Genomic DNA, 25,775 nt, shown 5'->3' on the forward strand with positions numbered 1-25,775 from the left:
CTTCTTGACGCCTATGAGCGGCTGTCGAGAATTGCCCCGAACGGCCATGAGCCATCCCTACAATGGCAGCAAAAGTGCAAACAGGCACACATAACAAGCAGGAGACACACATGCGCATACTGATTGCCGAAGACGACCAGGTGCTGGCGGATGGCCTGCTGCGCACGCTGCGCAGCTCGGGCGCCGTCGTCAGCCATGTGGCCAACGGCAGCGAGGCCGATACCGCCTTGCTGACCAGCAGCGAATTCGATTTGCTGATTCTCGATCTGGGCCTGCCAAAGGTGCACGGCCTGGAAGTGCTCAAGCGCCTGCGCGGGCGCGGCGATGCGCTGCCGGTGCTGATTCTCACGGCCGCCGATTCGATCGAAGAGCGCGTACAGGGCCTGGACTATGGTGCCGACGACTACATGGCCAAGCCGTTTGCGCTGTCCGAGCTGGAAGCGCGCGTGCGCGCCCTCACGCGTCGCGGCATGGGCGGCGCCAGCTCCACCATCAAGCATGGACCGCTGGTCTATGACCAGACCGGCCGGGTCGCCACCATCGACGGCAAGATGGTGGAGCTGTCGGCGCGCGAGCTGGGCCTGCTGGAGGTGCTGCTGCAGCGCGCGGGCCGTCTGGTCAGCAAGGACCAGCTGGTGGAGCGCCTGTGCGAATGGGGCGAGGAGGTGAGCAACAATGCCATCGAGGTCTATATCCACCGCCTGCGCAAGAAAATCGAGAAAGGCCCGATCCGCATCGCCACCGTGCGCGGCCTCGGTTACTGCCTGGAAAAGATAGCCCCCCCCTGAGCGGCTTTGCCTAGGCGGCCCCCGCCGCTTCCCCCCGAGGGGGACGATGGCCTTTGCTGCGGGGCGGCCCTTGCTGGCCATCCCTGAGTTGGAATACGCCAGTTTTACAAGCATGAAAATTTTTCAGCGTGAGCAGCGATCCCTCTTTGGCGAGATCCTCGACTGGATGCTCACGCCGCTGCTGCTGCTCTGGCCCGTGAGCCTGGCGCTGACCTGGCTGGTGGCCCAGGGCCTGGCCAACAAGCCCTTCGATCGCGCGCTGGAGTACAACGCCCAGGCCCTGGCTCAGCTGGTCATCGTGCAGCGCGGCAAGGTGCAGTTCAATCTGCCTCAGTCGGCCAGCGAGATCCTGCGCGCCGATGAATCGGACACGGTGTTCTTCCAGGTCAGCGGCACCAGGGGCGAATATCTGGCCGGCGAGCGCGACCTGCCGCGCCCGCCCTCCGTCGACGAGGACACGCCCACCGGCTCGGTGCTGCTGCGCGATGAGGAATACAAGGGCATTGACCTGCGCGTGGCCTATATCTGGGTGCGCATGCCGCTGCCCGGCGAGCCCAACGCCCTGGTGCAGGTCGCGGAAACACGCGAAAAGCGCAGCGTGCTGGCCACGGAAATCATCAAGGGCGTGATGCTGCCGCAGTTCGTCATCCTGCCGCTGGCCGCCCTGCTGGTCTGGCTGGCGCTGGCACGCGGCATCAAGCCGCTGCACCGGCTGGAGGAGCGCATCCGCGCGCGCAAGCCCGAGGATCTCTCGCCCATCAATCACAAGGATGTACCGCTGGAAGTGGTGCCGCTGGTCGATTCGGTCAACGATCTGCTGCAGCGCCTGCATGACTCCATCGCCACGCAAAAACGTTTTCTGGCCGACGCGGCCCACCAGCTCAAGACCCCGCTGGCGGGCCTGCGCATGCAGGCCGACCTGGCCCAGCGCGAGGGCACGAATACCGAAGACCTGAAGCGCTCGCTGGCGCAGATCGGCCGCTCAAGCATGCGTGCCACCCATACTGTCAACCAGCTGCTGGCACTGGCACGGGCCGAGAGCGCCGTGCCCGCCATGCAGGGCTGCAACCTCGTGCGCATCGTCACCGACGTGGTGCAGGACTGCCTACCGCGCGCCATGGACAAGCACATAGACCTGGGCTACGAGGGTGCCGGCGCCAGCACGCCCGGTGTCTGGCTCAACGGCAATGCCACGCTGCTGGCCGAGCTGGTGCGCAATCTGGTGGACAACGCCATCAACTACACGCCATCGACCAGCGAACAGCCAGGCGTGGTCACCGTGCGCGTGCAGGCCGATCATTTCGGCCAGATCCTGCTGCTGCAGGTCGAGGACTCAGGCCCCGGCGTGCCGCTGGGCGAGCGCGAACTGATCTTCCAGCCCTTTTATCGGGCGCTGGGCTCCGAAGCCGACGGCTCCGGTCTGGGCCTGCCCATCGTCATGGAAATCGCCCGTCAGCACGGCGCGCAAGTGCTGCTGCAGGATGCCAGGCCCGCTCATACCCCGCCGGGGGCGCTGTTTACCGTGCGCTTCAAGGCCATGCCCGGACAGCAGTGAAGCACAACCTAGAAATGCACCAATTCGGTGCCAGTCAAGACTGAGAAGCCGCGCCAGGCTTGGCTTTGCGCCCGTTTGCCCCGATGCAAATATCGGAAACTGCGTATTTGGCAAGTTCTCGCTTACCCTAGAATCAATTCGATCATGGGTTGTCTGAAGAGTCGCTATTTGCGCTCTGCAAGACAGCAATTTGGAATCACTGGATCCTGGGAGCTTTTTGATGCAACGACGTCAATTCATCTACACCGCCGCTGCTGCCGCAGCCGCTTCTTCTTTCTCCGGCATGAGCATGGCGCAGGACACATCGCGTCCTCTGCGCATCGTCGTGCCCTTCCCCGCTGGCGGCCCCACCGACATGGTGCCCCGCAATATGCAGGACGTGCTGATCAAGCTGCTGGGCGGCCAGGCCGTGGTGATTGAAAACAAGGCCGGCGCCGGTGGCTCCATCGGCATGGCAGAAGTGGCTCGCGCCACCGATGGCGTGACTTTCGGTATTGCCACCCTGTCCACCCATGGCGTGAACCCCGCCGTGTTCAAGAAGCTGCCTTACGACGCGATCAACGACTTCGTGGGCGTGACCGAGATCGTCAAGGCCCCCGGCGTGCTGGTGATCAACCCCAAGCTGATTCCCGTGAAGACTTTTGCCGAGTTTGTGGCCTACCTCAAGGCCAACCCCGGCAAGGTGTCCTATGCCACCCCCGGCAACGGCACCATCGGCCATATGTGGGGCGCCCAGTTCCTCAAGAGCACGGGCACCGAAATGCACCACATCCCCTACCGTGGCTCGGCTCCTGCCATCAACGACGTGCTGGGCAACCAGGTTCCCGTGTACTTCGACCAGGTGAACTCTTCGCTGCCCCATATCAAGTCGGGCAAGGTGCGCGCCCTGGCCGTGTCCTGGCATGAACGTCTGGACGTGCTGCCCGATGTGCAGACCTATGCGCAGGCCGGTCACCCCGACCTGAACGAGCCTTCCTGGTTCGGCCTGGTGGCCCCCAAGAACACGCCCGCCGCACAAGTGGAACGTGTGCAAAAAGCCATCATTGCCGCACTCAAGGACCCCGCCGTCAAGCAGCGCATGGCTGCTCAAGGCCTGTACCCCTCGGGCACATCGAGTGCCGACTTCACCAAGCAGATCGCCAGCGAAGTGGCCAAGATGAAGAAGCTGGCCGCCGTCGCCAATATTCATCTGGACTAAAAACAGGAGCTGGTTGCGCTTGTCGCAACTGGTTTTCCAATGCAAAAGGCCTGCAAATGCAGGCCTTTCTTGCGATAGCAGCTACGAAAATTACTTGACGCAGGCCTGCAAGGCCTTGGGCACCAGATTCTTGCCAGCCAGCGCCGCCACTTCGTTGCGCAAGGTAGGCGTGGCCTTGGGCAGACGCAGCGCATAGGTCGTCACATCGGGGCGCTCCTGCACCACGCGCGCGGTGCGCACGCCCTGGCGCGCGAAAGTCGCCAGCTGGCGCTGGGCGGCTTCTTCCGTCGAAAAACGCCCCAGCGACAGACCGGGCTCGAAGCTGCCGCCGGCGCGGTCGAAGTCGATATTCATCAGGCGCAACTCGCCGCGCTTGCGGTCCATGAATTCGGCGTCCGGGAACTTGCCCATATAGACCATCCAGCGCCCGCCCTGATGGCTGGCCACCAGCTCCCAATCGCTCTTGGACTTGCCCGCCAGCGCACGGCGAATGCTGTCGGCCTGCGCCTCTTCGATGCCGTTGGCCTGATAGCAGGCCTCGGGCTCCTTAATGGCGGTCTTGGCATCCTTTGCGTCCTTGGCGTCCTTGGTTTCCCTGGCCGCGACGGTTGCAGCTTCGGGCTTGCCATCCGACTTGCTTTCGGGAGCGGCGGGCGGCGCGCTGTCGTCCACCGCAGGCGCTTCGGGCTCCACAGTCTTTGCCGGTTCAACGGCCGGAGCTTGCTCCGCTTCGGGCTGCTGCAGCACCAGGGCATCCGGCCTGATCTGCTCCTGAAGGCGCTGCGGCTCGGACTGCAACTCCGGCGCCAGCCCCATGCCGGCCAGATAGCCGTGGCTCCACATGTAGTAACCCGCGTTGCCCAGCAGCAAGAGCAGGAAAACGATTCTCAGCATAGGTTTCTCACATCAGTTATCCATGGGCTGCAGCCGCTCGCGGGCAGCCGAGCAAGGGCCTGGGCGACCCCGCAGCGAGGGCTGCGTCCTTCTCCCCTGGCGCGCAGCGCGTAGAGAGAGGAGGAAGGCGCAAAGCGCCTCAGGAGGTGCTTCATTTCAAGCCTGCAGCGGGCTGCCAGCCGGACGCACGCTGATTTCGGAACTGGTCACGGCTTGCAGCCCGGTCGCTGTACGCACCAGAAAGCCGCCATCGGCAGCCACACCCTGAGCCATGCCGCTCGTGCCGTCGCTCAGATTCACCTCGCGTCCGGCCAGCAGGTCGCGCTGGGCAAAGCGCTGCATCAGCGGGGCAAAGCCATGCCGGGCAAAGCTCTGCACCTCGGCCACCAGGTTGGGCAATATGCAGGCCAGGGCCGTAGGCGCATCCAGTGCGGCATCAAGCTCCTGCAGGCAGGCCGGGGCCGTGCGCATGCCGTCACCGGGACGGGGACGCACATTGATGCCGATACCGATCACCACATAGCGCGGAGCCGTCATATCGTGCTGTTGGCCGCCGACAAAGCTGGCGGTCTCGATCAGAATGCCGGCCAGCTTGCGGTCGCCCTCCAGCCACAGATCGTTGGGCCATTTGATGCCGATCTTGGGCGCGGCCCCCGCTGCGGGAAGCTGGGGCTGCAGGCTCTCGGCCACGCTCACGCCCACTGCCAGCGACAGCCCCGACCAGTCGCGCGGTGCCAGCGGCAGGCCCAGCGAGAACATCAGCGAATCACCGACGCCGCTGACCCAGTTGCGGCCCAGGCGGCCTCGGCCCTGGGTTTGCTGCTCGGCAATCAACAGCACCGGATCCGTCAGCCCGTCGCGTGCGCGGCGCATGAGTTCGGTATTTGAGGAGTCGATGGTCGGCAGCACCTCGACCGTAAAGCCCGGCAACTGCGGTGCAATGGCTTCCCACAAGGCTTCGGCATTCCAGTGAATCGGCTGAGTCATTTTTCTTTATCCAAAATTTCTATGCAGCTAGCACGCCTTGAACAAGGCATGCTCCAACTCAGAGACGCCGAGAAAGAGCCGCCTCGCGGCGATGGCGTCGTCCCCCTCCCGCGAAGCGAGAGAGGGGGAAGCGGCAAAGCCGCTCAGGGGGTGCCGTGAGGCATCGGCGGTTTCCAGCCCCTTTTCGGCGCCAGCATGGTGCCGCGGCAGTTCGCAGCGCCGCAGTAGCAGGCATATTCAGCCTTGAGCTTGGCCGTATAGCGCTCCTCCACCATCAGGCCATAGTCGTAGTTCAGTTCTTCGCCCGCTGCAATATTGCGCAGCGCCACGATATAGACGCGACCGTCGATCTCGTCGGTGTAGCAGTTGGGCGCGCAGCTGTGGTTGATCCAGCGCGAGGAATTGCCCTTGTGCGTGGCATCTATCACCCGCTCATCGTCGACCTGAAAGTAAAAAGTGTGATTGGGCTGGCTGGGATCATGCGGATGACGGTCCTGCGCCTCCTGCCAGTCAATCACTTCACCCACGTACTCAATAATGGTTTCGCCTTCCGCAATATCCTGCGCGGCGAAAACGCCTTTGCCATGAACGCCGGAGCGCCGGGTCTGGATGCGTCGACCCGTTGAAGAGGCCAGTGATGTGCGGGGCATGTTTTCTCTGATACTTTGAATATGCACACATGTGCGCATGCGCGCGCGTGAGAAGCGAATTGTATGAGCCTGAGTTTCGATTCGGGTTCAGGTGGTTAATGACGACGAGAACACACAATGACTAAAACCCTGGTGATTGCAGAAAAGCCTTCTGTCGCACAGGACATCGTCCGTGCGCTGACCCCGGTGGCAGGCAAGTTCGAAAAACACGATGACTATTTCGAATCAGACAGCTATGTGGTGACCAGTGCGGTCGGCCACCTGGTGGAGATTCAGGCGCCCGAAGAATTCGATGTCAAGCGCGGCAAATGGAGTTTTGCCAACCTGCCGGTCATCCCCCCGCGCTTCGACCTCAAGCCCGTGGACAAGACCAAGACCCGCCTGAACGCCGTGGTCAAGCAGGCCAAGCGCAAGGATGTGACCGAACTCATCAACGCCTGTGACGCGGGCCGCGAGGGGGAGCTGATCTTCCGCCTGATCGAGCAATACGCGGGCGGCGCCAAGGGCGGCCTGGGCAAACCCGTCAAGCGACTGTGGCTGCAGTCCATGACGCCGCAGGCGATTCGCGACGGCTTCAACAATCTGCGCAGCGATGCCCAGATGCAGGGCCTGGCCAGCGCCGCGCGCAGCCGCTCCGAAGCCGACTGGCTGGTGGGCATCAACGGCACGCGCGCCATGACGGCCTTCAACTCGCGCGACGGCGGCTTCTTCCTGACGACCGTGGGCCGCGTGCAGACACCCACCCTGTCCCTGGTGGTGGAGCGCGAGGAAAAGATCCGCAAATTCGTCAGCCGCGACTACTGGGAAGTGCACGGCACTTTCGACGCCCAGGCCGGCCAGTACCTGGGCAAGTGGTTCAACCCGCAGTGGAAGAAATCGGACGATGCCGAGGCCAAGGCCGACCGCCTGTGGAACAAGGCCGATGCCGAAGCGATTGCCGCCGCCGTGCAGGGCAAGCCGGCCCAGGTGACCGAGGAAAGCAAGCCCACCACGCAGGCTTCGCCCCTGCTGTTCGACCTGACCAGCCTGCAGCGCGAGGCCAACGGCAAGTTCGGCTTCTCGGCCAAGACCACGCTGGCGCTGGCGCAAAGCCTGTACGAACGCCACAAGGCCCTGACCTACCCGCGTACCGACTCGCGCGCCCTGCCCGAGGACTATCTGCCCGTGGCACGCCAGACCTTCGACATGCTGGCCACCAGCGGCATGCGCCATCTGGCGCCCTTTGCCCAGCAGGCCATCAACGACAACTACATCCGCCCCACCAAGCGCGTCTTCGACAACAGCAAGGTGTCGGATCACTTTGCCATCATCCCGACCACGCAGGCCCCTTCGGGCCTGTCGGAAGCCGAACAGAAGCTGTACGACCTGGTCGTGCGCCGCTTCATGGCCGTGTTCTTCCCCAGCGCCGAATACCAGGTCACCACACGCATCAGCAAGGTGGAACAGCACAGCTTCAAGACCGAGGGCAAGGTGCTGGTCAAGCCGGGCTGGCTGGCCATCTACGGCAAGGAAGCCGCCAACGAGGTGGAGGACGCCAAGGAAGGCGACAAGGGCCAGCCCCTGGTGGCCGTGCAGCCCGGCGAGCAGCCGCGCACCCACCACGCCGATGTCAAGGGCCTCAAGACCAAGCCGCCGGCACGCTACTCCGAAGCCACGCTGCTGGGCGCCATGGAAAGCGCCGGCAAGCAGATCGACGACGACGAGCTGCGTGAAGCCATGCAGGAAAAAGGCCTGGGCACGCCAGCCACGCGCGCGGCCATCATCGAAGGCCTGCTGACGGAAAAGTACATGCTGCGCGAAGGCCGCGAGCTGATCCCCACGGCCAAGGCCTTCCAGCTGATGACGCTGCTGCGCGGCCTGGAAGTCGAGGAGCTGTGCCGCGCCGACCTGACCGGCGAATGGGAATTCAAGCTGTCGCAGATGGAAAAAGGCCAGCTCTCGCGCGAAGCCTTCATGCAGCAGATCCAGGCCATGACCGAGAAGCTGGTCAAGAAGGCCAAGGAATACGACCGCGACACCATTCCCGGTGATTACGCGACGCTCTCCACGCCCTGCCCCAACTGCGGCGGCGTGGTCAAGGAGAACTACCGCCGCTACGCCTGCACGGGCGCCAATGGCGCCAGCGAAGGCTGCGGCTTCTCGTTCACCAAGTCGCCGGCCGGCCGCACCTTCGAGACGGCCGAGGCCGAGCAGTTGCTGCGCGAACGCCGCATCGGCCCGCTGGAAGGCTTCCGCTCCAAGGCCGGCTGGCCGTTCGTGGCCGAGGTCGCCATCGTGCGTGACGAGGAAAACAGCAACTTCAAGCTGGAATTCGACTTCGGCGACGACAAGGACTCCGAGGACACGGGCGAGATCGTGGACTTTGCCCACCAGCAAAGCCTGGGCCCCTGTCCCAAGTGCGGCTCGCCCGTCTTCGAGCATGGCGCCAACTATGTCTGCTCCAAGGCCGTTCCCACGCTGGCCCAGACCACGCCCAGCTGCGACTTCAAGAGCGGCCAGATCATCCTGCAGCAGCCCATCGAACGCGAGCAGATGAGCAAGCTGCTGCAGACCGGCAAGACCGATCTGCTGGAGAAGTTCGTCTCCAACCGCACGCGCCGCAACTTCAAGGCCTTCCTGGTCTGGGATGGTGCTGCGGGCAAGGTGAACTTCGAGTTCGAGCAGCGCGAAGGCAAATACCCGGCACGCAAGACTGCCGGCGCAGCGGCGGCCAAAACCACGACGGCTGCCGCCAAGAAGACAGGCACGGCAGCCAAGAAGACCGCCGCCAAGACAGCGACCAAGACCGCTGCGGTGAAGAAGCCCCGCACCGTGAGCGCCACGCTCAAGCCCAGCGCCGACCTGGCCGCCGTGATCGGCAGCGAACCCACCTCGCGCCCCGACGTGATCAAAAAGCTCTGGGACTACATCAAGGCCAACGGCCTGCAGGACGCCAAGGACAAGCGCGCCATCAACGCCGACGCCAAGCTCAAGCCGGTGTTCGGCAAGGAGCAGATCAGCATGTTCGAGCTGGCCGGCATTGTGGGCAAGCATGTGAGCTGATCGCCAGCCCTGCCGCAATGACCAACGAGGACCGCCACGGCTTGCCGCTGGCGGTCTTTTTCATTTCAGGCAGCGCAGCGCAAGGCGTTCAGATAACCGGATATGGCCGTGTTGGCGCGCTGGCGCAGCAAGTCCAGATCCGGCGGTGCATCGGCGGCCAGATAGCTGTGATTGAACAAGCCGTACAGAATGCACTGGCTCACCCGTGCAGCATCGCGCACCGGGTAGTCCGGGGGCAGATCGACGGCCTGCTCTATGGCTGCGGCCCAGGCATCCACAAATCGTTCGAACATCTTGCGGTAGGCCTCGGAAGTGGAATAGTGGCGCTCCAGCAGATAGTGGGCACCCCATTCGTCTGCCCGCTCGCGGTGCGCCTGCAGCTGTGACTCGATCACCGCCTCGGCAATCTGCATCAGCGGCTGGCCCGAATGACTGCCGGTCACGCCGCGAATGCCCAGCAGCAGCGACTTGGAGCGCAGATGCAGGCAGACCTTGGCCAGGTCTTCCTTGCCCGAGAAGTACTCGTAGAAGCTGCCCAGCCCGGTGCCCGCCACCAGGACGATCTCGCGCACGGTGATTTCCGCGTAGCTGCGCTCAAGCAAAAGCCGAACAAAGGCGTCCTGCAGGGCCTGAAACGTCTGCCGCGCGCGGGACTGCAAAGGGCGGCGACGCCCTGCTGTCGCGGTCGAAGGAGTGCGTGGTTTCATGCTGGCCAAATCCGAACACCTTTTTTGCACGGTTTCCTAGAATTTTTGACAGGTACCTCGATGCCATTGTGCATTGCGGCCTGGTGAATAAAAAATTCTTATGAGAGGACGGAGACAAGCATGCACCCTCGTATTTCCACTCCCCTGGCAGCAGTGGCTCTGGCCTGCGCATCACTCGTTCACGCGCAGCCGGCCACGGTGGTGAAAATTGCCTCGCTGGATGCCATGAGCGGCCCCATGGCGGGGCTGGGCCTGAACATACTCAAGAGCTTCCAGTACAGCGCCAAGCTTGCCAACGAGCAAAGCTGGGCCGGTGCCGTGAAGTTCGAAGTCGTGCCCTTCGACAACCGCCTCTCCGCACAGGAGGCGCTGAGCCAGCTCAACTCCATCATCGGACAGAACATCCGCTATGTGGTGCAGGGTGCCAGCTCCTCGGCCGTGGGCCTGGCACTGCAGGAAGCCATCGAAAAGCACAACAGCCGCAACCCCGGCAAGGAAATCATCTACCTGAACTATGCGGCCCAGGCACCGCAGATGACCAATGCCAGATGCAGCTACTGGCACTTTCGCACCGATGCGAATTCGGACATGAAGGTGGCCGCGCTGACCTCCTATCTGGCTGGGCAAAAGCAGGTGAAGCAGGTCTTTCTGCTCAACCCCAACTATGCCTATGGCCAGGAAGTCTCGCGCGCCGCACGCAGCATGCTGGCGGCCAAGCGCCCCGACCTGAAGATCGTGGGCGATGACTTCCACCCGCTGGGCCAGGTCAAGGATTACTCCCCCTATATCGCCAAGATCAAGCAATCCGGGGCCGATGCCGTCATCACCGCAGACTTCGGTGCAGACCTGGCGCTGATCGTGCGGGCCGCACGCGAAGCTGGCTTGAGCACGGACTTCTACACCCTCAACGGCAACAACTTCGGCGTGCCCAGCGCCATGGGGGCAGCAGGGCAAGGCAGGGTCAAGCTGATCTCGGCCTTCAGCCCCAACTCTGAGCCACTGGCAAGCAACCCGCTGCTGCCGGGCTTCAAGCGCCAGTTCAACGAGGACTTCATCAACGGCCTGGGCCACAACGCCATGCTGATGCTGGCCCAGGCCATTCGCGAGGCCAAGTCCGTGGAACCTGCTGCCGTGGCAGCCAGGATGTCGGGCATGCGCTTCGAGGGCATCAACGGCCCCGTGGAAATGCGCAAGAGCGATCACCAGGCCCAGCAACCCATCCATGTGCTGAGCTGGGAACAAGTGGACGGCAAGACCGTGGTGCATGACCAGGAAGGAACAGGCCTGGGATGGAAGCCCGTGAGCACGGTTTCCGCACAGGCGACCAGCCTGGACACCAGCTGCAAGATGAAGCGGCCATCCTGAACCCGCACCCTGGCGGCCCCTGACCGCCAGTTGCGCATGACATAGAAATCACAAAGCCCTGCGCCCTGCTGCGGGCAGGGACACATAGCAAGGAAGAGACATCATGACTGGCATCCATCCCCATAACCAGGCTCCGGAGCTCAAGGACTACAACGTCTACACCAGCGACCCGGTGCTGCAGCGTGCCGTGACACGCGGCGGCGCACAGTGGCGCGACCCGGAGCTGCAACGCCAGGGCGCGGAATACGGCGCCGAAGCCACGCTGCGCGCCGCAGAAGAAGCCAATCACTTCGAGCCCGAGCTGCACACGCATTCGCCCTCGGGCGACCGTATCGACCAGGTGCGCTTTCACCCTGCATGGCACCAGATGATGACGATTGCACGACGCAACGGCATCTCCAACCTGCCCTTCACCGACAAGCGGCAGACGGCCTGGGCCGCCTATGGCGCATCGCTGTTCATGCACAGCCAGATCGAGTCCGGCTCGACCTGCCCGACGACCATGACCAAGGCCAGCATTCCGCTGGTGCGCATCAACCCGCAACTCAATGCGGTGCTGGGGCCGCTGCTGGAATCCACCGATTACGACGCGCGCGACATCCCCGCCGAGGGCAAGCGTTCCATCACCGTGGGCATGGGCATGACGGAGCGCCAGGGCGGCAGCGATGTGCGCAGCAACACCACGCGTGCCGTGGCCCTGAACCCATCGGGCAGCAGCGGCCCCTGGGGCGAGGAATACCTGGTCACCGGCCACAAGTGGTTCTTCTCGGCCCCCATGTGTGACGGGCATCTGGTGCTGGCCAAGACCGAGGAGCGCGGCCCCACCTGCTTTTTCGTGCCACGCTGGCGGCCCGACGGCAGCAAGAACGCCATTCATATCCAGCGCCTCAAGGACAAGGTGGGCAACCGCTCCAACAGCAGCAGCGAAGTGGAGTTCGACAACGCCTGGGGCGTGCTCATAGGCCAGGAAGGCCGGGGCATTTCCACCATCATAGAAATGGCCACCTACACCCGCCTTGACTGTGCGCTGTCCAGTGCAGGCTTCATGCGCCAGGCCCTGGTCCAGGCCCTGCACTACACGCGCAACCGCCATGCCTTCGGCCTGCCCCTTGTAGAGCAGCCGGTGATGACCGGCCTGCTGGCCGATATGGCATTGGAATCCGAAGCCGCCACCTGGCTGGCCATGGATCTGGCTGCACGCTTTGGCTCCGAAGACCCTCTGGATCAGGCCTGGCGCCGCATCGTCACGCCTGCCGCCAAGTTCTGGAACTGCAAGCGTGCCGTGGGCTACACAGGCGAAGCCATGGAAGTCTTCGGCGGCAACGGCTATGTGGAGACCGGCCCCATGGGGCGCTTGTTCCGCGAGGCACCCGTCAACTCCATCTGGGAGGGATCGGGCAACGTCATGTGCCTGGATGTGCTGCGCGCCATTGCCCGCAATCCGGACGACGCCCATCTGCTGCTGGACCATTTGCGTGAAGTCGGCTCAGAGGAAGCCGTGCTGCGTGCGCAGGTGGACAAGCTGCGCCAGGCCGTCACCCTGCCCCCGCAGGATCTGGAGCGCGAGGCTCGCCGCTTCACCCAGCGCCTGGCCACCACGGTGCAAGCCACGCTGATGCTGCAGCATGCGGGCAGCGACAGTGCCTCGGCCTTCATCGGCAGCCGCTTCGACCCGGACTGGGGCCCGGTGACAGGTGTTGCCTGCGGCAGCAGCGACCCAGCCGCCCTGCTGCGCAATGCCTGGACAGGCTGAGGAGGACGCCAGCAATGATGAATTTCATTTCCCTGCTCGACCAGCAGGCACGCACGCGCCCCGAAAAACTGGCGCTGCGCGCCGACGGCCAGGACTGGAGCTATGCCGCGCTGGCGCAGGCCGGCCGCCGAGCCGCCACCGTGCTTTATGAGCAAGGTGTGCGCCAGGGCGACAAGGTAGGCCTGCTGTGCTTCAACACCCCGGGCTTTGTGTTTGCGCTGCTTGGCGCCTGGCGGCTGGGCGCGGTCGTCGTGCCCATCAACCACAAGCTGCAGGCCCCGGAGGTCAGCTACATACTGCGCCACTCGGGTGCCCGCCTATGCCTTGTGGATGGTGCGCGCGCTTCGCTGATCACCGCCATCCAGGCCGAACCACAGCCGCTGGCCGACATGCAGTGGCTGAGCACAGCTTCTGCCGCCGAGGGCCTGGACTGCTTCGATGAGCTGCTGGCGCAGGCTGCGCCCTGCGGCGACGAGCATGGCCGACCTGCGCCACACGCTCTGGCCGAGATTCTCTACACCTCCGGCACCACGGGCCAGCCCAAGGGCTGCCTGCACAGCCATGCCAATGTCTTCCATGCCGCCCTGTGTGCAGCGGCGGCCACCTCGCTGGCGCCCACGGAGCGCACGCTGATCGCCATGCCCATCTGGCACTCGTCGCCGCTGAACAACTGGTTCCTGGGCACCTTGCTCATGGGCGGCACCGCCGTGCTGATGCGCGAATATGCGCCCAGGGAGTTTCTGGAAACGCTGGCGCAGGAACGCATCAGCTTCACCTTCGGCGCACCGATTGCCTTTCTGGCTCCGCTGTCCGTGGTGCCCGATGTGGCCAGCTACGACTTCAGCGCCATGCGATTGTGGGCCTACGGCGGTGGCCCTCTGGGCGCGGACATGGCACGCAAGCTGGCTCAGGTCTATCGCAGCGACCGCTTCATGCAGGTCTATGGCATGACCGAATCAGGCCCTCTGGGCACCGTGCTCTACCCCGAAGAAGCCGTGGCCAAGGCAGGCTCCATAGGTCGCTGCGCCATACCCGGCGTTGAACTGGAAGTGCGCCGTCAGGACGGCAGCCTGTGCGGCCCCGGCGAAGTGGGCGAGATCTGCCTGCGCTCTGCGGCCATGATGCAAGGCTATCTGGACAACCGCGAGGCCACAGCCGCCGTGCTGGATGACCAGGGCTGGTATCGCAGCGGCGACCTGGCGCGCGTGGACGAGGACGGCTATCTCTACATCGTGGACAGACTCAAGGACATGATCGTCACCGGCGGCGAGAACGTCTACTCCAAGGAAGTGGAAGACGTGCTCTGCACCCACCCCGATGTGCAGGACGTGGCCGTCATCGGCCGCCCTCATCCCGAATGGGGCGAGACCGTGGTGGCAGTGCTGACCCTCAAGCCCGGCAAGACGCCGGACCATGAGGATCTGCGCCAGTTCATGGAGACCAGGCTGGCTCGCTACAAGATTCCGCGCATCTTCGAAATCCGTGACGCGCTGCCACGCACCGCGACCGGCAAGCTGCTCAAGCACATGCTGCGCGGCAGCACGACCAGCCACTGAGGTCAAAGGCAGGCGGCGCTTTTCGTCGGGCCGACGATGCATGCGCCACAGCTGGGTAACACGGATGACATGGACGGGTCTTTGCAATCCGCTATAAGCAGTGATATGCAACTGAACCACGACCTGCTGACGGAGCGCCCAGCGCGCCAAGTCTCCCTCTCGGGAGCCTCCAATTTCCGTGATCTGGGCGGATATCGGGGCCTGGACGGCCGCCGCCTGCAATGGGGCAAGCTGTACCGCTCCGCCCATCTGGCGCATTTGACGCAGCAGGACCTGGAACAGCTGCAAAAGCTGGGCATCCACCGCAGCGCGGACTTTCGCGGCGAAGGCGAAAGCGCGCATCTCTCCTATGACTGGCCCAGGATCGAACGCCATGCCCTGGTGGTCGAACCCACCGTGGTGCAGCGCGCCCAGTCCATGATGGAGCAGGGCCGCAACCTCAGCAGCCGCGATACCGAGGAGCTGATGCATGACACCTACCGCAGCTTTGTGAACGTGTACGGCAATCGCTTTGCACAGTTCCTCGCGCTGCTGCAGCTCAGCGATGCGCCGCTGGTCTTCCACTGCACGGCCGGCAAGGACCGCACGGGCTGGGCCGCTGCCCTGCTGCTGACGGCGCTGGGTGTGGACGAGGAGCAGATCATGGAAGACTATCTGCTGACCAATCAATACTTCAGACGCCCCGCCCAGATGTACGGCCAGCTGTCCGAAGAGGCTCTGGATGCGCTGTGGCGCGTGCAGCCGTCCTACCTGATGGCCTCGGTCGATGTGGTGCGCGCCCAGCATGGCAGCGTGGACCGCTATCTGACCCAGGTGCTGGGTATAGACGGTGCTGCACGCGAGCGGCTGGCCGAGCTGTATCTGGAGACTTGATCAAATTTGATAGCTGTCAATGCTTATCCTGAATTGGTTTCATACCAATTTCAGGCATAACAAGCTGTTACGGCAGGGTATCTTCGGCCCGCTACCATGGGCCATAAGCCGCAATGGATGCGGACAAGGAAATGCAGATGCGCAAATGGCTCACCCTGGCCGCAGCAGCCGCCACGCTGGCGCTGACGGCCTGCTCCGGCACCATGCCGGCCTCCTCCAGCTCCAGCGGCTCCGGCGGCGTGGAAATCTTTGGTACGGTGGACGCAGGCGTCAGCCGCACCTGGTAGGCCCCGCAGGCACAAAAAAGCCCGCCGTGCTCCATGCACGGCGGGCTTTTGTTTTTACCGCGTAATTAACGGCTGACGTTGGCGTCGGCCACGGTCAGCGCCGTCATGTTCACGATACGGCGCACCGTGGTGCTGGGAGTCAGCACATGCACGGGCTTGGCCGCACCCAGCAGCACCGGACCCACCGCAATGCCGCCGCCGGCAGCCTGCTTGAGCAGGTTGTAGCTGATGTTGGCGGCGTCGATGTTGGGCGAAACCAGCAGGTTGGCATCACCCAGCAGCGTGCTGTTGGGCATGAGCTTGGCGCGGGCCTTGCCGTCCAGGGCCACATCGCCGTGCATTTCGCCATCCACTTCCAGCCATGGCGCCTGCTCGCGCAGCAGCTCCAGGGTCTGGCGCATCTTGACGGCGCTGGGCTGGTTGCTGGAGCCGAAGTTGGAGTGGCTCAGCAGCGCAGCCTTGGGCTTGATGCCGAAGCGCATCATTTCCTCGGCGGCCATGATGGTGATCTCGGCCAGTTGCTCGGCCGTGGGGTCGTAGTTGACGTGGGTGTCGACCAGGAACACCTGGCGCTCGGGCAGCAGCAGGCCGTTCATGCAGGCATAGGTGGCCACGCCGCTGCGCTTGCCGATGACCTGATCGATGTAGTTCAGGTGCACATTGGTGTTGTTCCAGGTGCCGCAGATCAGGCCGTCGACCTCGCCCTTGTGCAGCAACATGGAGCCGATCAGCGTCAGGCGGCGGCGCATTTCGATCTTGGCGATGGGCGCGGTGATGCCCTTGCGCTCCGTCATGCGGTGATAGCTCTGCCAGAAGTCGCGGTAGCGCTCGTCATGCTCGACGTTGACCACGTCGTAGTCGGCGCCTTCCTTCATGCGCAGGCCGAACTTCTCGATGCGCTGGGCAATGATGGCGGGACGGCCGATCAGCGTCGGACGCGCAATGCGTTCGTCCACCACGATCTGGGCCGCGCGCAGGATGCGCTCTTCCTCGCCCTCGGCATAGGCCACGCGCTTCTTGGTGGCCTTCTTGGCGGCGTGCACGATGGGCTTCATCATGGTGCCGGAGGCGTAGACAAAGGTCTTCAGGTGCTCGCGATAGGCATCCATGTCCTGGATGGGGCGCTTGGCCACACCGGCTTCGGCCGCAGCCTGGGCCACCGCGGGCGCCACGATCAGCATCAGGCGCGGATCGAAGGGCTTGGGAATCAGGTACTCGGGGCCGAAGCTCAGCACTTCGCCCACATAGGCGGCTGCCACTTCTTCGGACTGCTCGGCCTGGGCCAGCGCGGCAATCGCGTGCACGCAGGCGATCTCCATCGAGGTGGTGATCGTGGTCGCACCGCAGTCCAGCGCGCCACGGAAGATGTAGGGGAAGCACAGGACGTTGTTGACCTGGTTGGGGTAGTCCGTGCGGCCCGTGGCGATGATGGCGTCGTCGCGCACCGCCTTCACATCTTCAGGAATGATTTCCGGGTTGGGGTTGGCCAACGCGAAGATGATGGGCCTGGCCGCCATCTTCTTGACCATGTCCTGCTTGAGCACGTTGCCGGCGGACAAGCCCAGGAAGGCGTCGGCGCCCTCGATCACCTCACCCAGCGTGCGCAGCTCGGTCTTCTGGGCAAACAGCGCCTTGTCCGGATCCATCAGCTCGGTACGGCCCTCGTAGACCACGCCGGCAATGTCGGTCACGAACACGTTCTCGCGCTTCAGGCCCACTTCCAGCAGCAGGTTCAGGCAGGCCAGGGCCGCGGCGCCGGCGCCCGAAGCCACCAGCTTGACCTCTTCGATCTTCTTGCCCGCGACCTTGAGCGCGTTGACCATGGCCGCTGCCACCGTAATGGCCGTGCCGTGCTGGTCGTCGTGGAAGACGGGAATGTTCATGCGCTTGCGCAGCTCGCGCTCCACGAAGAAGCACTCGGGCGCCTTGATGTCTTCGAGGTTGATGGCACCGAAGGTGGGCTCCAGCGCAGCAATCACGTCGACCAGCTTTTGCGGGTCCTTCTCGTCGATCTCGATATCGAACACATCGACGCCGGCGAACTTCTTGAACAGCACGCCCTTGCCCTCCATCACAGGCTTGGAGGCCAGCGCACCGATGTCGCCCAGGCCCAGCACTGCCGTGCCGTTGGAGATCACGCCCACGAGATTGCCGCGGCTGGTGTATTTGAAGGCCGCAGCCGGGTCCTTGACGATTTCCTCGCAGGGCGCAGCCACGCCGGGCGAGTAGGCCAGGGCCAGATCATGCTGATTGGCCATGGGCTTGGTTGCCGTGATGGCCACCTTGCCGGGCTTGGGGAACTCGTGATACTCCAGTGCCGCCTGACGCAGCAACGCACGTTTATCAATCGAGGTAATGGGCTTGGTGTCGGACATCAGCGGTCTCCAGCTCGCAAAGTAAGTCATCCGCAGTAAGGACTCTCTATGGGCACACAGCCCGGCCCCTGCGCTCCTGCGGACGATGAAATCGGATTTTGGATTGTAGGCCGAGTGCTATCAAAAAAAGAGGGGGTGCAGCTCGGCGTTTAAGGTCAAACAGCCATGACTGTTCAATAACAATGCAAACAAAATCATAACATTATGCGAATGATGCATAACACATGGAGATTTTGCACCTCAGGGCGTGCAGGCATCGTCGCGATAGAGCTCGGCATAAGGCACGCCATCGAAATGCAGCTTCCGGCTGTCCTGCAAATGCGGCATCGCCGTGCTGACGTCGTATCCCTGAGCTGCAATCAATATCTCGGGCGCCAGAGTCGTGCTGTGTGCCATAGGACTTTCAGAGATCGCCACCTCTTCACTCCCTTGCAGACCCCTCATTGCCTCGTTCGCCCAATATGCCAGTGGCACCTCCAGCACTGACTGATCATTGCCCTGGCGAGGGCTGTCCACACAAGGAGGAACTCCAAGGCCATGATCAGACACGTAAAGCAGCGCGCTGGGCGCGTCAGACGCTTCATCCAGCATGCGAATCCAGTCGGCCAGCAGGTCCGAGGTATAGCGAATCGAGTTATCGTATGCATCTGCGCCCTCATAGCGGGAACGAGGGTAGCGCTGGGAGATATCGGGATGACTGCCATAGGTATGAAGAACCACTAGCTTATGTGACGCTTCATCCGCCAGCGACTTCTCCAGCCAAGTCGTCATCACTTCGTCATGTGCCCCATTGCCCACCTTGGCATAGACATCCGCAGAGCGACGCAATATCTGCGAGTACATATCCTCGCTCTTGTCATTGAATCTGGAGTTGGAAAAGACAAAGGTCTTGTAGCCAGCATGCCGAGCCAAATCCAGGAACGAAGGCGAGGCATTTTTCTGGCTGTCGAAAGCAGACTGTCCCGTCAAAATAAAGGGCAGCGCCTTTGCCGTATTGAAGCCATGAGCCATGACCTTGTAGGTACGCAAACCGGAAACCTGTCTCAGTGACTGATTGGTATCGTCTTCCTGATAGCCCAATAGCGACCAGCGATGGCTGCTGGCACTCTCACCAATAATCACCACCAAGGTGTTTGCCTGAGATGCACTTGGCCTGGCAGGCAGTGTCGGCTGATAGAAAACCTCTTTTTCCAGATCTCCATAACGCACTGCAGCCTTGGCCATATGCATGGGGTAGATATGACGCAGTTTATGCACATAGTCATTGACGGTGAACTGCTGAGTCATGCCAAAGGCAAAAAAGCTGGTCCAGAGCAATCCTATGCCCAGCAGTATTCTTTTCTCCCATTTCTGAAATGGAGCTGCTCCAGCCTTGCAGTTTTTAAAGAGAAAGTAGCCACATCCGAAACTTGCCACCAGCCAGCACAGCACGACAAGAATCATCTGACGATTGATAGAGTTCAGGAACTCGGCTGCCTCGTGAGTCTCGGTGCGCAGCAGCGTGGCAAGGGAAAACTCATCGATCATGTTTCCCAAAAACTGGGCATGAAAAATATTCGCAGCGCCGATAAAAATCAGAAGTGGAATACAGATCGCCAGAGACTTTCGGGACAGCGCCAAAGGATAGAAGAACAGCGCGGCCAACAGCGTGTAGCCCACCTCTTTTCCATATGAGCGGATTAGAAACGGAGGTGAAAAAAGCAATATCCAGGCGAGTAGAGAGCCCAGTCTCATTGCAAAGGAAGATATATTCATTTTTCGTGACAGATTTGTGACGATTGTATGAAATACTTCTTTTGTTAAATAGCCGCCCAAGCAGCGCTCACCACTGACTTCCTAGGACTTGACCCGCAGGGCTATGATTCGCGGCTTCTCTTCTCGACCGAAAGTCCGCCCATGCTGCCCCGCCACAACGACCCGATTGCCGCCATTGCCACCGCTCCGGGGCGTGGTGCCGTGGGCATTGTTCGGGTCTCCGGCAAAGGCATTGCTGCGCTGGTACGGACGCTTTGCGGCAAGGAGCTGAAACCGCGCGAAGCGACTTATCTGCCCTTCAGGGACGCGGACGGCTCGCCCATAGACCATGGCCTGGCCATCTACTTTCCCGGCCCGCACAGCTACACGGGCGAGGATGTGCTGGAGCTGCAGGCCCATGGCGGCCCCGTGGTGCTGCAGCTATTGCTGGCACGCTGTCTGGAAGCAGCACAGAGCGCCAATGAAGACGGCAAGCAGGTGCTGACTGGGTTGCGCCTGGCCCAGCCCGGCGAGTTCACCGAGCGTGCTTTTCTCAACGACAAGATCGACCTGGCCCAGGCCGAGGCGATTGCCGACCTCATCGATGCCAGCACCGAAGCCGCCGCGCGCAGTGCCAGCCGTTCGCTGTCGGGTGCCTTCTCGCAGGAAATCCATGTGCTGCGCGATGCCCTGGTGCATCTGCGCATGCTGGTGGAGGCCACACTGGACTTCCCCGAGGAGGAAATCGACTTTCTGCAGAAGGCCGATGCCTTTGGCCAGCTGGAGCGCCTGCGCCACCAAGTCACTGCCGTGCTGGCACGCGCTCACCAAGGTGCGCTGCTGCGCGAAGGCATCAAGGTGGTGATTGCCGGCCAGCCCAATGCGGGCAAAAGCTCGCTGCTCAACGCGCTGGCAGGGGCCGAGCTGGCCATTGTCACCCCCATTGCCGGAACCACGCGCGACAAGGTGCAGCAGACGATTCAGATCGAGGGCGTGCCCCTGCATGTGATCGACACCGCAGGCCTGCGTGATAGCGATGACGAGGTGGAGCGCATCGGCATTGCACGCGCCTGGGACGAGATTGCAGCGGCCGATGCCGTGCTCTTCCTGCACGACCTGACCCGCGTGGAACAGGCCGACTATGCGGCAGCCGATGCCGATATCGCCCGCACCCTGGGGGACAAGCTGCCCGCGCAGGTACCGGTCATCCATGTCTGGAACAAGACCGATATGGCGGCTGCCGACGTGCAGTCCCGCCACACCGCCCAGCTCAATGCCGAGCAGATCGCCTTGTCGGCCCGTACCGGCGATGGCCTGGATGCGCTGCGCAAGCGCCTGCTGGAAGTGGCAGGCTGGCAATCCGCCCCCGAAGGCCTGTACCTGGCCCGCGCCCGCCATGTGGAAGCCCTGCAGGCCGTGGATGCCCATCTGGAGATGGCCGACGAGCAGTTGGCCGCTCAATCCGCCCATCTGGACCTGCTGGCCGAGGAGCTGCGCCTGGCCCAGCTGTCGCTGAACTCTATTACCGGCGAATTCAGCTCCGACGACCTGCTGGGGGTGATCTTCTCCAGCTTCTGCATTGGCAAATAACTCTGGTGTTCCGTCAGCAGAAATAGTGGACCGACACCCACTCAAAAAGGACTTTTATGGCACGGATGTGGATGGTACGAGGCGAAGGCGGCAGTCTGTACGATGCTTTCCGAGAGCAAGGCGTGGTCGCCGTCGGCTGGAGTCAGTTGGCGCCACATGCCAAGCCTGGAGTTGACCGAAAGCAGTTAATTGCACTCTTTCAATCCATGGAGCCGCAGTCCAAGCAAGGCAGCGTGATATCGGGCGCTTCGCAGGTCTGGCGTTTCGTCAATGAAATCCAAGACGGCGACTGGATCATTACTTACTCACCAGCCAACCGCCTCTACTCGATCGGCAAAGTTATGGGGCCATCCGAGCACCGCCCAGAATCGGCCGAGCAGGGCTTGTCTTTGGTGCGCAAGGTTCAGTGGCAAATGCAAGAACTCGCACGCGACAGTCTTAGCGCCAGTACAAAAAACAGCCTGGGCTCAACCCTGACTCTGTTTGAAGTCCCGTCCAGCGCAGCAAACGAAATACAAGCCGCACTAAAGGGCAAGCCAGCCCCAATACAGGCATACGAAGTAGAAGAAGAAACAATTGACCCACTGAGTGGCATTGAGGAACGTGCGCGAGAGCAGATCAAGGACCTCATCGTCAATCTGAGCTGGAAAGAGATGCAAGAGGTCGTCGCAGGCATCCTGCGAGCCATGGGCTACAAGACACAGGTGTCGCCAGATGGAGCAGACCGGGGCAAAGACATTGTTGCATCGCCCGATGGTTTTGGCTTTGAACACCCTCGCATCGTCGTTGAGGTCAAGCACCGCAAGGAGCAGATGGGTAGCCAGGATATCCGCAGCTTCCTCGGTGGCCGACACAAGGATGACCGGGGTCTGTATGTAAGCACAGGCGGCTTTACCAAGGATGCACTGTACGAAGCAGATCGTGCCTCCATCCCATTGGCGATGTGGACACTAGAGCATGTAGTCCGTGCATTAATCGAGCACTACGATGCCACCGATGCCGAGACCAAGCGCCTCATTCCACTAAAGCGACTGTATTGGCCTGCATAGATCTTTGATCAGACGGCGCATCAACATCGTTGGCAACCAACGAAATCTGCCCTTATTCGTCCCATAAAAAAACGCCACCTTTTCAGGTGGCGTTTTTGTTGGCGCTGGCGCCGTGCTTACTTGCCTTCGGCAGCCTTGCCGAACTTCGGCAGATTGAACTGAGGCGGCACGCCCATGCGCTTGTTGATGATCCACTGCTGAGCGATCGACAGAATGTTGTTCGTCAGCCAGTACAGCACCAGACCCGAGGGGAAGAAGAAGAACATCACGCTGAACATCAGCGGCATGATCCACATCATCTTGGCCTGCATGGGGTCAGGAGGAGCGGGGTTCAGGGCGGTCTGCAGCAGCGAGGACAGAGTCATCAGCAGCGGCAGGATGAAGAAGGGATCCGGCACCGAAAGGTCATGAATCCAGCCAATCCAGGGCGCGTTGCGAATTTCCACGCTGGATTGCAGCACCCAGTACAGAGCCATGAAGACAGGGATCTGAATAACGATGGGCAGGCAGCCGCCCATGGGGTTGACCTTCTCCTCGCGGTAGATGCGCATCATCTCCTGCTGCATCTGCTGGGGCTTGTCCTTCAGACGCTCGCGCATTTCCTGAATGCGGGGGTTGATGGCCTTCATCTTGGCCATCGAGGAGTAAGCCTTGGCGTTGAGCCAGTAGAAGGCAATCTTCAGCAGCACCACCAGGGCCACGATGGACCAGCCCCAGTTGCCGATGAACTTGTGCAGCTCGGACAGCAGCCAGTACAGCGGCTTGGCCAGAATCGTCAGCCAGCCATAGTCCTTGACCAGTTCCAGACCGGGCGAGAGCTTTTCCAGCATGGGCTCGACCTGAGGGCCGGAGAACAGGCGCGAGCTCACGGTCTTGGTCTGGCCGGGCTCCACGGTGCCCACGGGCGTGATCATGCCCACGGCGTAGAGGTTGTCACCCACCTTGCGCACGAAGTTGTCACGCTGGATGCCGTCGGCCAGCAGCCAGGCGCTGGCGAAGTAGTGCTGCACCATGGCCACATAGCCATTGGAAGATGCCTTGTCGACTTCGGCCTTGCCGTTCTCGATGTCCTTGAACTCGACCTTGTGGTACTTCTTGGCTTCGGTATAGACGGCCGGGCCAGTGAAGGTGGAGTAGAACGTGGACTCATGCTCGGGCTTGTTGCCGTCGCGCACCAGCTGCATGTACAGCTGGGGGTTCACGGCGGCAGAGCCGGTGTTGACCACATCGTGCTGCACATCGACGGCATAGGAGCCGCGCTTGAGCGTGAAGGTCTTGACCAGCTTCACGCCACCCTGGTCGGCCGACTCGAAGCGCACTTGCACGCTGTCCTGACCGTCCTTGAGCTCGCGCTCGCCGGGCATCACGGTCATGGGAGTCTTGTGCGTGGGGAAGTTGCCACCGATCAGGCCGGTCTGACCCAGATACACACGCTTGGCGTTTTCCTCGAACACCTGCATGAGCTTTTTGTCATCCACGGTGTCGGAGTACTTGAGCAGCTCGGAAGCTTTCAGCGTGCCGCCTTCGCTGTCGAAGGTCAGACGCATCACATCACTGCCCACGATCACATCCTGACGGGGCGTCACGGCTGCTGCGGGCTGAGCTGCGGCATTGGCGGCACCGGGCACATCGCCGGCAGAAGCTGCTGCTGCGGGCTGGGGCACGCTGACGTCAGCAGGCTTGACATCCGCCGCAGCAGGCGCACTGACCGTCTGCGGCGATGGGAAGAAGGTGGGCTTTTTGCCGTTATGGATTTGCCACTTGTCCCAGAGCAAAACCATGGAAAAGCCAAATATCACCCACAGTATGGTGCGGCGAATATCGTTCATGAAGACTTCTTAGGTGAGGAAGGTTGGGTGGTCGCGGAAGAGTCCGAGGCATCGTCCAGAAAGGAAAACAGCCTGGGCTTTTGCTGTGGCACGGGATCATGCCCTCCGTCACACCACGGATGACAACGCGCCAGCCGGCGCACCGTCAGATAAGAGCCTACCGCAGCGCCGTGTTGCTCCAGCGCTTGAAGGGAATAGGCCGAGCAGGTCGGCTCGAAGCGACAGGCCGAGCCCAGCCAGGGACTGAGCAGCAGCCTGTAGCCACGCACTACAGCCATGAGCAGTCGCTGCATCATGGCTGGTTCTCCGGCTGATTTGCTATTAAATCAGTAGCTTCTTGCGCTTTACCATCAATGGCTTGAGGTGAATTCTTCTTCAAATTCACCTCCGCCTCGGCGGTCTGACGGGCCTGCGTCAGGCGGCGCGCCCCGGTCGCAAAAAGCTGTTGCAGTTCCTTGCGGACCGCTGCCTTGAGCTGATCCGAAGTTGCACTGACGAATTGCTTACGGTCAAACCCCGAGCGCAGGCGCACCACATAGGAAGCACACAGCAGGGCATCCTCGTAATCCGAGGACACCGCGTAGATCTGGCGCTTGATGGTGTGGCGCGTGACCGAGCGGCGTGCCCAGCGCTTGGGCACCATGGCACCCAGCCAGGCCTGCTTGCGCACGGCACCAATGCCAAACAGGGCCTGCGGATCGTTCGATCCGGGCCCTGTCCTGGGGTTGGCAACCATGTCGGAAACCTCGGCCACCAGCTCCATGCGATGCAGGGCGAAGTGCGGGGTACGGGCAATCGTGCCCGCGGACATGGTGGCCTGGAATTGCGGACGCGTTTTCAGCCTTTGCATAGGAGAGCCTCCGTTCAGAGGCCTTCAGCGCAGCGAATGAGCAGACCGCTAGCCAACGCCGGCCTTAGACGGCCAGACGCTTGCGGCCCTTGGCGCGACGTGCGTTGATCACGGCACGGCCACCCTTGGTCTTCATGCGGACCAGGAAACCGTGGGTACGGGCGCGGCGGATCTTGGAAGGTTGGTAAGTACGTTTCATGTTGGTTCCTTGAGAAGGTTCAGTATTTGCGTCGGCAAGGCGCCATGTCTGCGCCCGACCATTCCGGTTTTGCGCCGCACACTGTCACCGCCAAACCCGATATTTTTTCACATGCCGTGCATGTCATCGGACCAGAAGGCAACAAACGGAACAAAGCACCCGCCACAGCGCCTAAAGCAACTGGGCGCGCGCGCACAAAAAAGGCGCCCGGCTCATATCACCCTGAACACATTCAGGGAAACCGGGGATTATCACAGCGTTGGGCCTTTGATGCAATGACCCTTGAATTTGCTAAGGACTCACGGGGTATCCCGTCAAGCACCTGCGCGGCCCAGAGATTCTTTACAAACAGCAGGCGGCCAATCTATTAGGATGTGCAGCCTATAACGCACCGGAGTCGGGGACAGCCTTCTGATATTTTGTGGATAACTTCCGCAAAAGCTACAATACCAACCCCGCAACTGTTCCTCCTATCCACAATTAGACTTTTGACA

General features: G+C 62.1%; 21 protein-coding genes. 11 read left to right on the plus strand and 10 right to left on the minus strand.

The window, feature by feature from the left end; translation table 11 throughout:
- Positions 1-110: 110 nt before the first annotated feature.
- The 3 genes from MPZ60_RS25025 (at position 111) to MPZ60_RS25035 (ending at position 3,541) form a co-directional block, all read left to right on the plus strand.
- On the plus strand, positions 111-788 hold the full coding sequence (locus MPZ60_RS25025) for a response regulator transcription factor (RefSeq protein WP_003064757.1): 678 nt from the start codon (positions 111-113) through the stop codon (positions 786-788).
- A gap of 112 nt (positions 789-900) precedes the next feature.
- Complete coding sequence (locus tag MPZ60_RS25030; protein ID WP_034351080.1) at positions 901-2,343, plus strand: sensor histidine kinase; 1,443 nt, start codon at positions 901-903, stop codon at positions 2,341-2,343.
- Positions 2,344-2,563: 220 nt separating this feature from the next.
- Complete coding sequence (locus tag MPZ60_RS25035; protein WP_003064761.1) at positions 2,564-3,541, plus strand: tripartite tricarboxylate transporter substrate binding protein; 978 nt, start codon at positions 2,564-2,566, stop codon at positions 3,539-3,541.
- A gap of 90 nt (positions 3,542-3,631) precedes the next feature.
- On the opposite strand, the gene MPZ60_RS25040 is transcribed toward MPZ60_RS25035, so the two are convergent.
- The 3 genes from MPZ60_RS25040 to MPZ60_RS25050 form a co-directional block, all read right to left on the minus strand.
- Positions 3,632-4,435: a hypothetical protein gene (locus MPZ60_RS25040; protein ID WP_034351081.1), complete on the minus strand. Its 804-nt coding sequence runs from the start codon at positions 4,433-4,435 to the stop codon at positions 3,632-3,634.
- Positions 4,436-4,591: 156 nt separating this feature from the next.
- Positions 4,592-5,422, minus strand: a complete 831-nt coding sequence (locus MPZ60_RS25045) for a biotin--[acetyl-CoA-carboxylase] ligase (protein ID WP_003064764.1) — start codon at positions 5,420-5,422, stop codon at positions 4,592-4,594.
- Positions 5,423-5,565: 143 nt separating this feature from the next.
- Entirely contained in the window at positions 5,566-6,072 is a 507-nt protein-coding gene (locus MPZ60_RS25050; protein WP_034351085.1) for an SET domain-containing protein, read from the minus strand.
- Positions 6,073-6,189: 117 nt separating this feature from the next.
- On the opposite strand from MPZ60_RS25050, the gene MPZ60_RS25055 reads away from it, so the two are divergent.
- The gene (locus tag MPZ60_RS25055; RefSeq protein WP_012840372.1) at positions 6,190-9,114 is read left to right on the plus strand and encodes a DNA topoisomerase III; all 2,925 of its coding nucleotides are present in this window, start codon (positions 6,190-6,192) and stop codon (positions 9,112-9,114) included.
- Between the two features lie 65 nt (positions 9,115-9,179).
- On the opposite strand, the gene MPZ60_RS25060 is transcribed toward MPZ60_RS25055, so the two are convergent.
- On the minus strand, positions 9,180-9,773 hold the full coding sequence (locus MPZ60_RS25060; RefSeq protein WP_012840373.1) for a TetR/AcrR family transcriptional regulator: 594 nt from the start codon (positions 9,771-9,773) through the stop codon (positions 9,180-9,182).
- A gap of 168 nt (positions 9,774-9,941) precedes the next feature.
- Between MPZ60_RS25060 and MPZ60_RS25065 the strand changes: the two genes are divergently transcribed.
- The 5 genes from MPZ60_RS25065 to MPZ60_RS25085 all read left to right on the plus strand — a co-directional run bounded on the left by MPZ60_RS25065 (position 9,942) and on the right by MPZ60_RS25085 (position 15,655).
- Positions 9,942-11,186: a branched-chain amino acid ABC transporter substrate-binding protein gene (locus MPZ60_RS25065; RefSeq protein ID WP_034351088.1), complete on the plus strand. Its 1,245-nt coding sequence runs from the start codon at positions 9,942-9,944 to the stop codon at positions 11,184-11,186.
- Positions 11,187-11,289: 103 nt separating this feature from the next.
- A complete protein-coding gene (locus MPZ60_RS25070) occupies positions 11,290-12,939 on the plus strand; it encodes an acyl-CoA dehydrogenase family protein (protein ID WP_034351090.1) in 1,650 nt (549 codons plus the stop codon).
- Positions 12,940-12,953: 14 nt separating this feature from the next.
- The gene (locus MPZ60_RS25075; RefSeq protein ID WP_080746054.1) at positions 12,954-14,495 is read left to right on the plus strand and encodes a class I adenylate-forming enzyme family protein; all 1,542 of its coding nucleotides are present in this window, start codon (positions 12,954-12,956) and stop codon (positions 14,493-14,495) included.
- 105 nt (positions 14,496-14,600) lie between these two features.
- The gene (locus MPZ60_RS25080) at positions 14,601-15,368 is read left to right on the plus strand and encodes a tyrosine-protein phosphatase (RefSeq protein WP_034351093.1); all 768 of its coding nucleotides are present in this window, start codon (positions 14,601-14,603) and stop codon (positions 15,366-15,368) included.
- 113 nt (positions 15,369-15,481) lie between these two features.
- Positions 15,482-15,655 carry a hypothetical protein gene (locus MPZ60_RS25085; protein WP_165571696.1) on the plus strand — a complete coding sequence of 58 codons (174 nt, stop codon included), beginning with the start codon at positions 15,482-15,484 and terminating at the stop codon, positions 15,653-15,655.
- A gap of 65 nt (positions 15,656-15,720) precedes the next feature.
- Here the strand turns inward: MPZ60_RS25085 and MPZ60_RS25090 are convergent, their stop codons facing one another.
- Positions 15,721-18,030, minus strand: coding sequence for an NADP-dependent malic enzyme (locus MPZ60_RS25090; RefSeq protein WP_012840379.1), 2,310 nt, complete (start codon positions 18,028-18,030; stop codon positions 15,721-15,723).
- 240 nt (positions 18,031-18,270) lie between these two features.
- The gene (locus tag MPZ60_RS25095; RefSeq protein WP_242607414.1) at positions 18,271-19,785 is read right to left on the minus strand and encodes a sulfatase-like hydrolase/transferase; all 1,515 of its coding nucleotides are present in this window, start codon (positions 19,783-19,785) and stop codon (positions 18,271-18,273) included.
- A 141-nt stretch (positions 19,786-19,926) separates the two neighbouring features.
- On the opposite strand from MPZ60_RS25095, the gene mnmE reads away from it, so the two are divergent.
- Both mnmE and MPZ60_RS25105 read left to right on the plus strand, forming a co-directional pair.
- Positions 19,927-21,354 (plus strand): tRNA uridine-5-carboxymethylaminomethyl(34) synthesis GTPase MnmE, encoded by a 1,428-nt coding sequence (mnmE, locus tag MPZ60_RS25100; protein ID WP_034351098.1) that lies wholly within the window; start codon positions 19,927-19,929, stop codon positions 21,352-21,354.
- 56 nt (positions 21,355-21,410) lie between these two features.
- Positions 21,411-22,403: a restriction endonuclease gene (locus MPZ60_RS25105; RefSeq protein ID WP_034351101.1), complete on the plus strand. Its 993-nt coding sequence runs from the start codon at positions 21,411-21,413 to the stop codon at positions 22,401-22,403.
- Positions 22,404-22,519: 116 nt separating this feature from the next.
- Here MPZ60_RS25105 and yidC read toward each other — a convergent pair whose 3' ends face one another.
- From yidC to rpmH, 4 genes are all read right to left on the minus strand, one after another.
- The gene (gene yidC / locus MPZ60_RS25110) at positions 22,520-24,232 is read right to left on the minus strand and encodes a membrane protein insertase YidC (protein WP_012840382.1); all 1,713 of its coding nucleotides are present in this window, start codon (positions 24,230-24,232) and stop codon (positions 22,520-22,522) included.
- Entirely contained in the window at positions 24,229-24,528 is a 300-nt protein-coding gene (gene yidD, locus MPZ60_RS25115) for a membrane protein insertion efficiency factor YidD (RefSeq protein WP_003064792.1), read from the minus strand. The genes yidC and yidD overlap by 4 nt, the downstream gene beginning before the upstream one ends.
- Positions 24,525-25,082 (minus strand): ribonuclease P protein component, encoded by a 558-nt coding sequence (locus MPZ60_RS25120; RefSeq protein WP_034351102.1) that lies wholly within the window; start codon positions 25,080-25,082, stop codon positions 24,525-24,527. The genes yidD and MPZ60_RS25120 overlap by 4 nt, the downstream gene beginning before the upstream one ends.
- Positions 25,083-25,146: 64 nt before the next feature.
- Positions 25,147-25,281: a 50S ribosomal protein L34 gene (gene rpmH, locus MPZ60_RS25125; RefSeq protein ID WP_003060014.1), complete on the minus strand. Its 135-nt coding sequence runs from the start codon at positions 25,279-25,281 to the stop codon at positions 25,147-25,149.
- Positions 25,282-25,775: the final 494 nt, after the last annotated feature.

The organism is Comamonas sp. 7D-2 (assembly GCF_022749555.1).
GTDB classification, from domain to species: Bacteria; Pseudomonadota; Gammaproteobacteria; order Burkholderiales; family Burkholderiaceae_C; genus Comamonas; species Comamonas thiooxydans.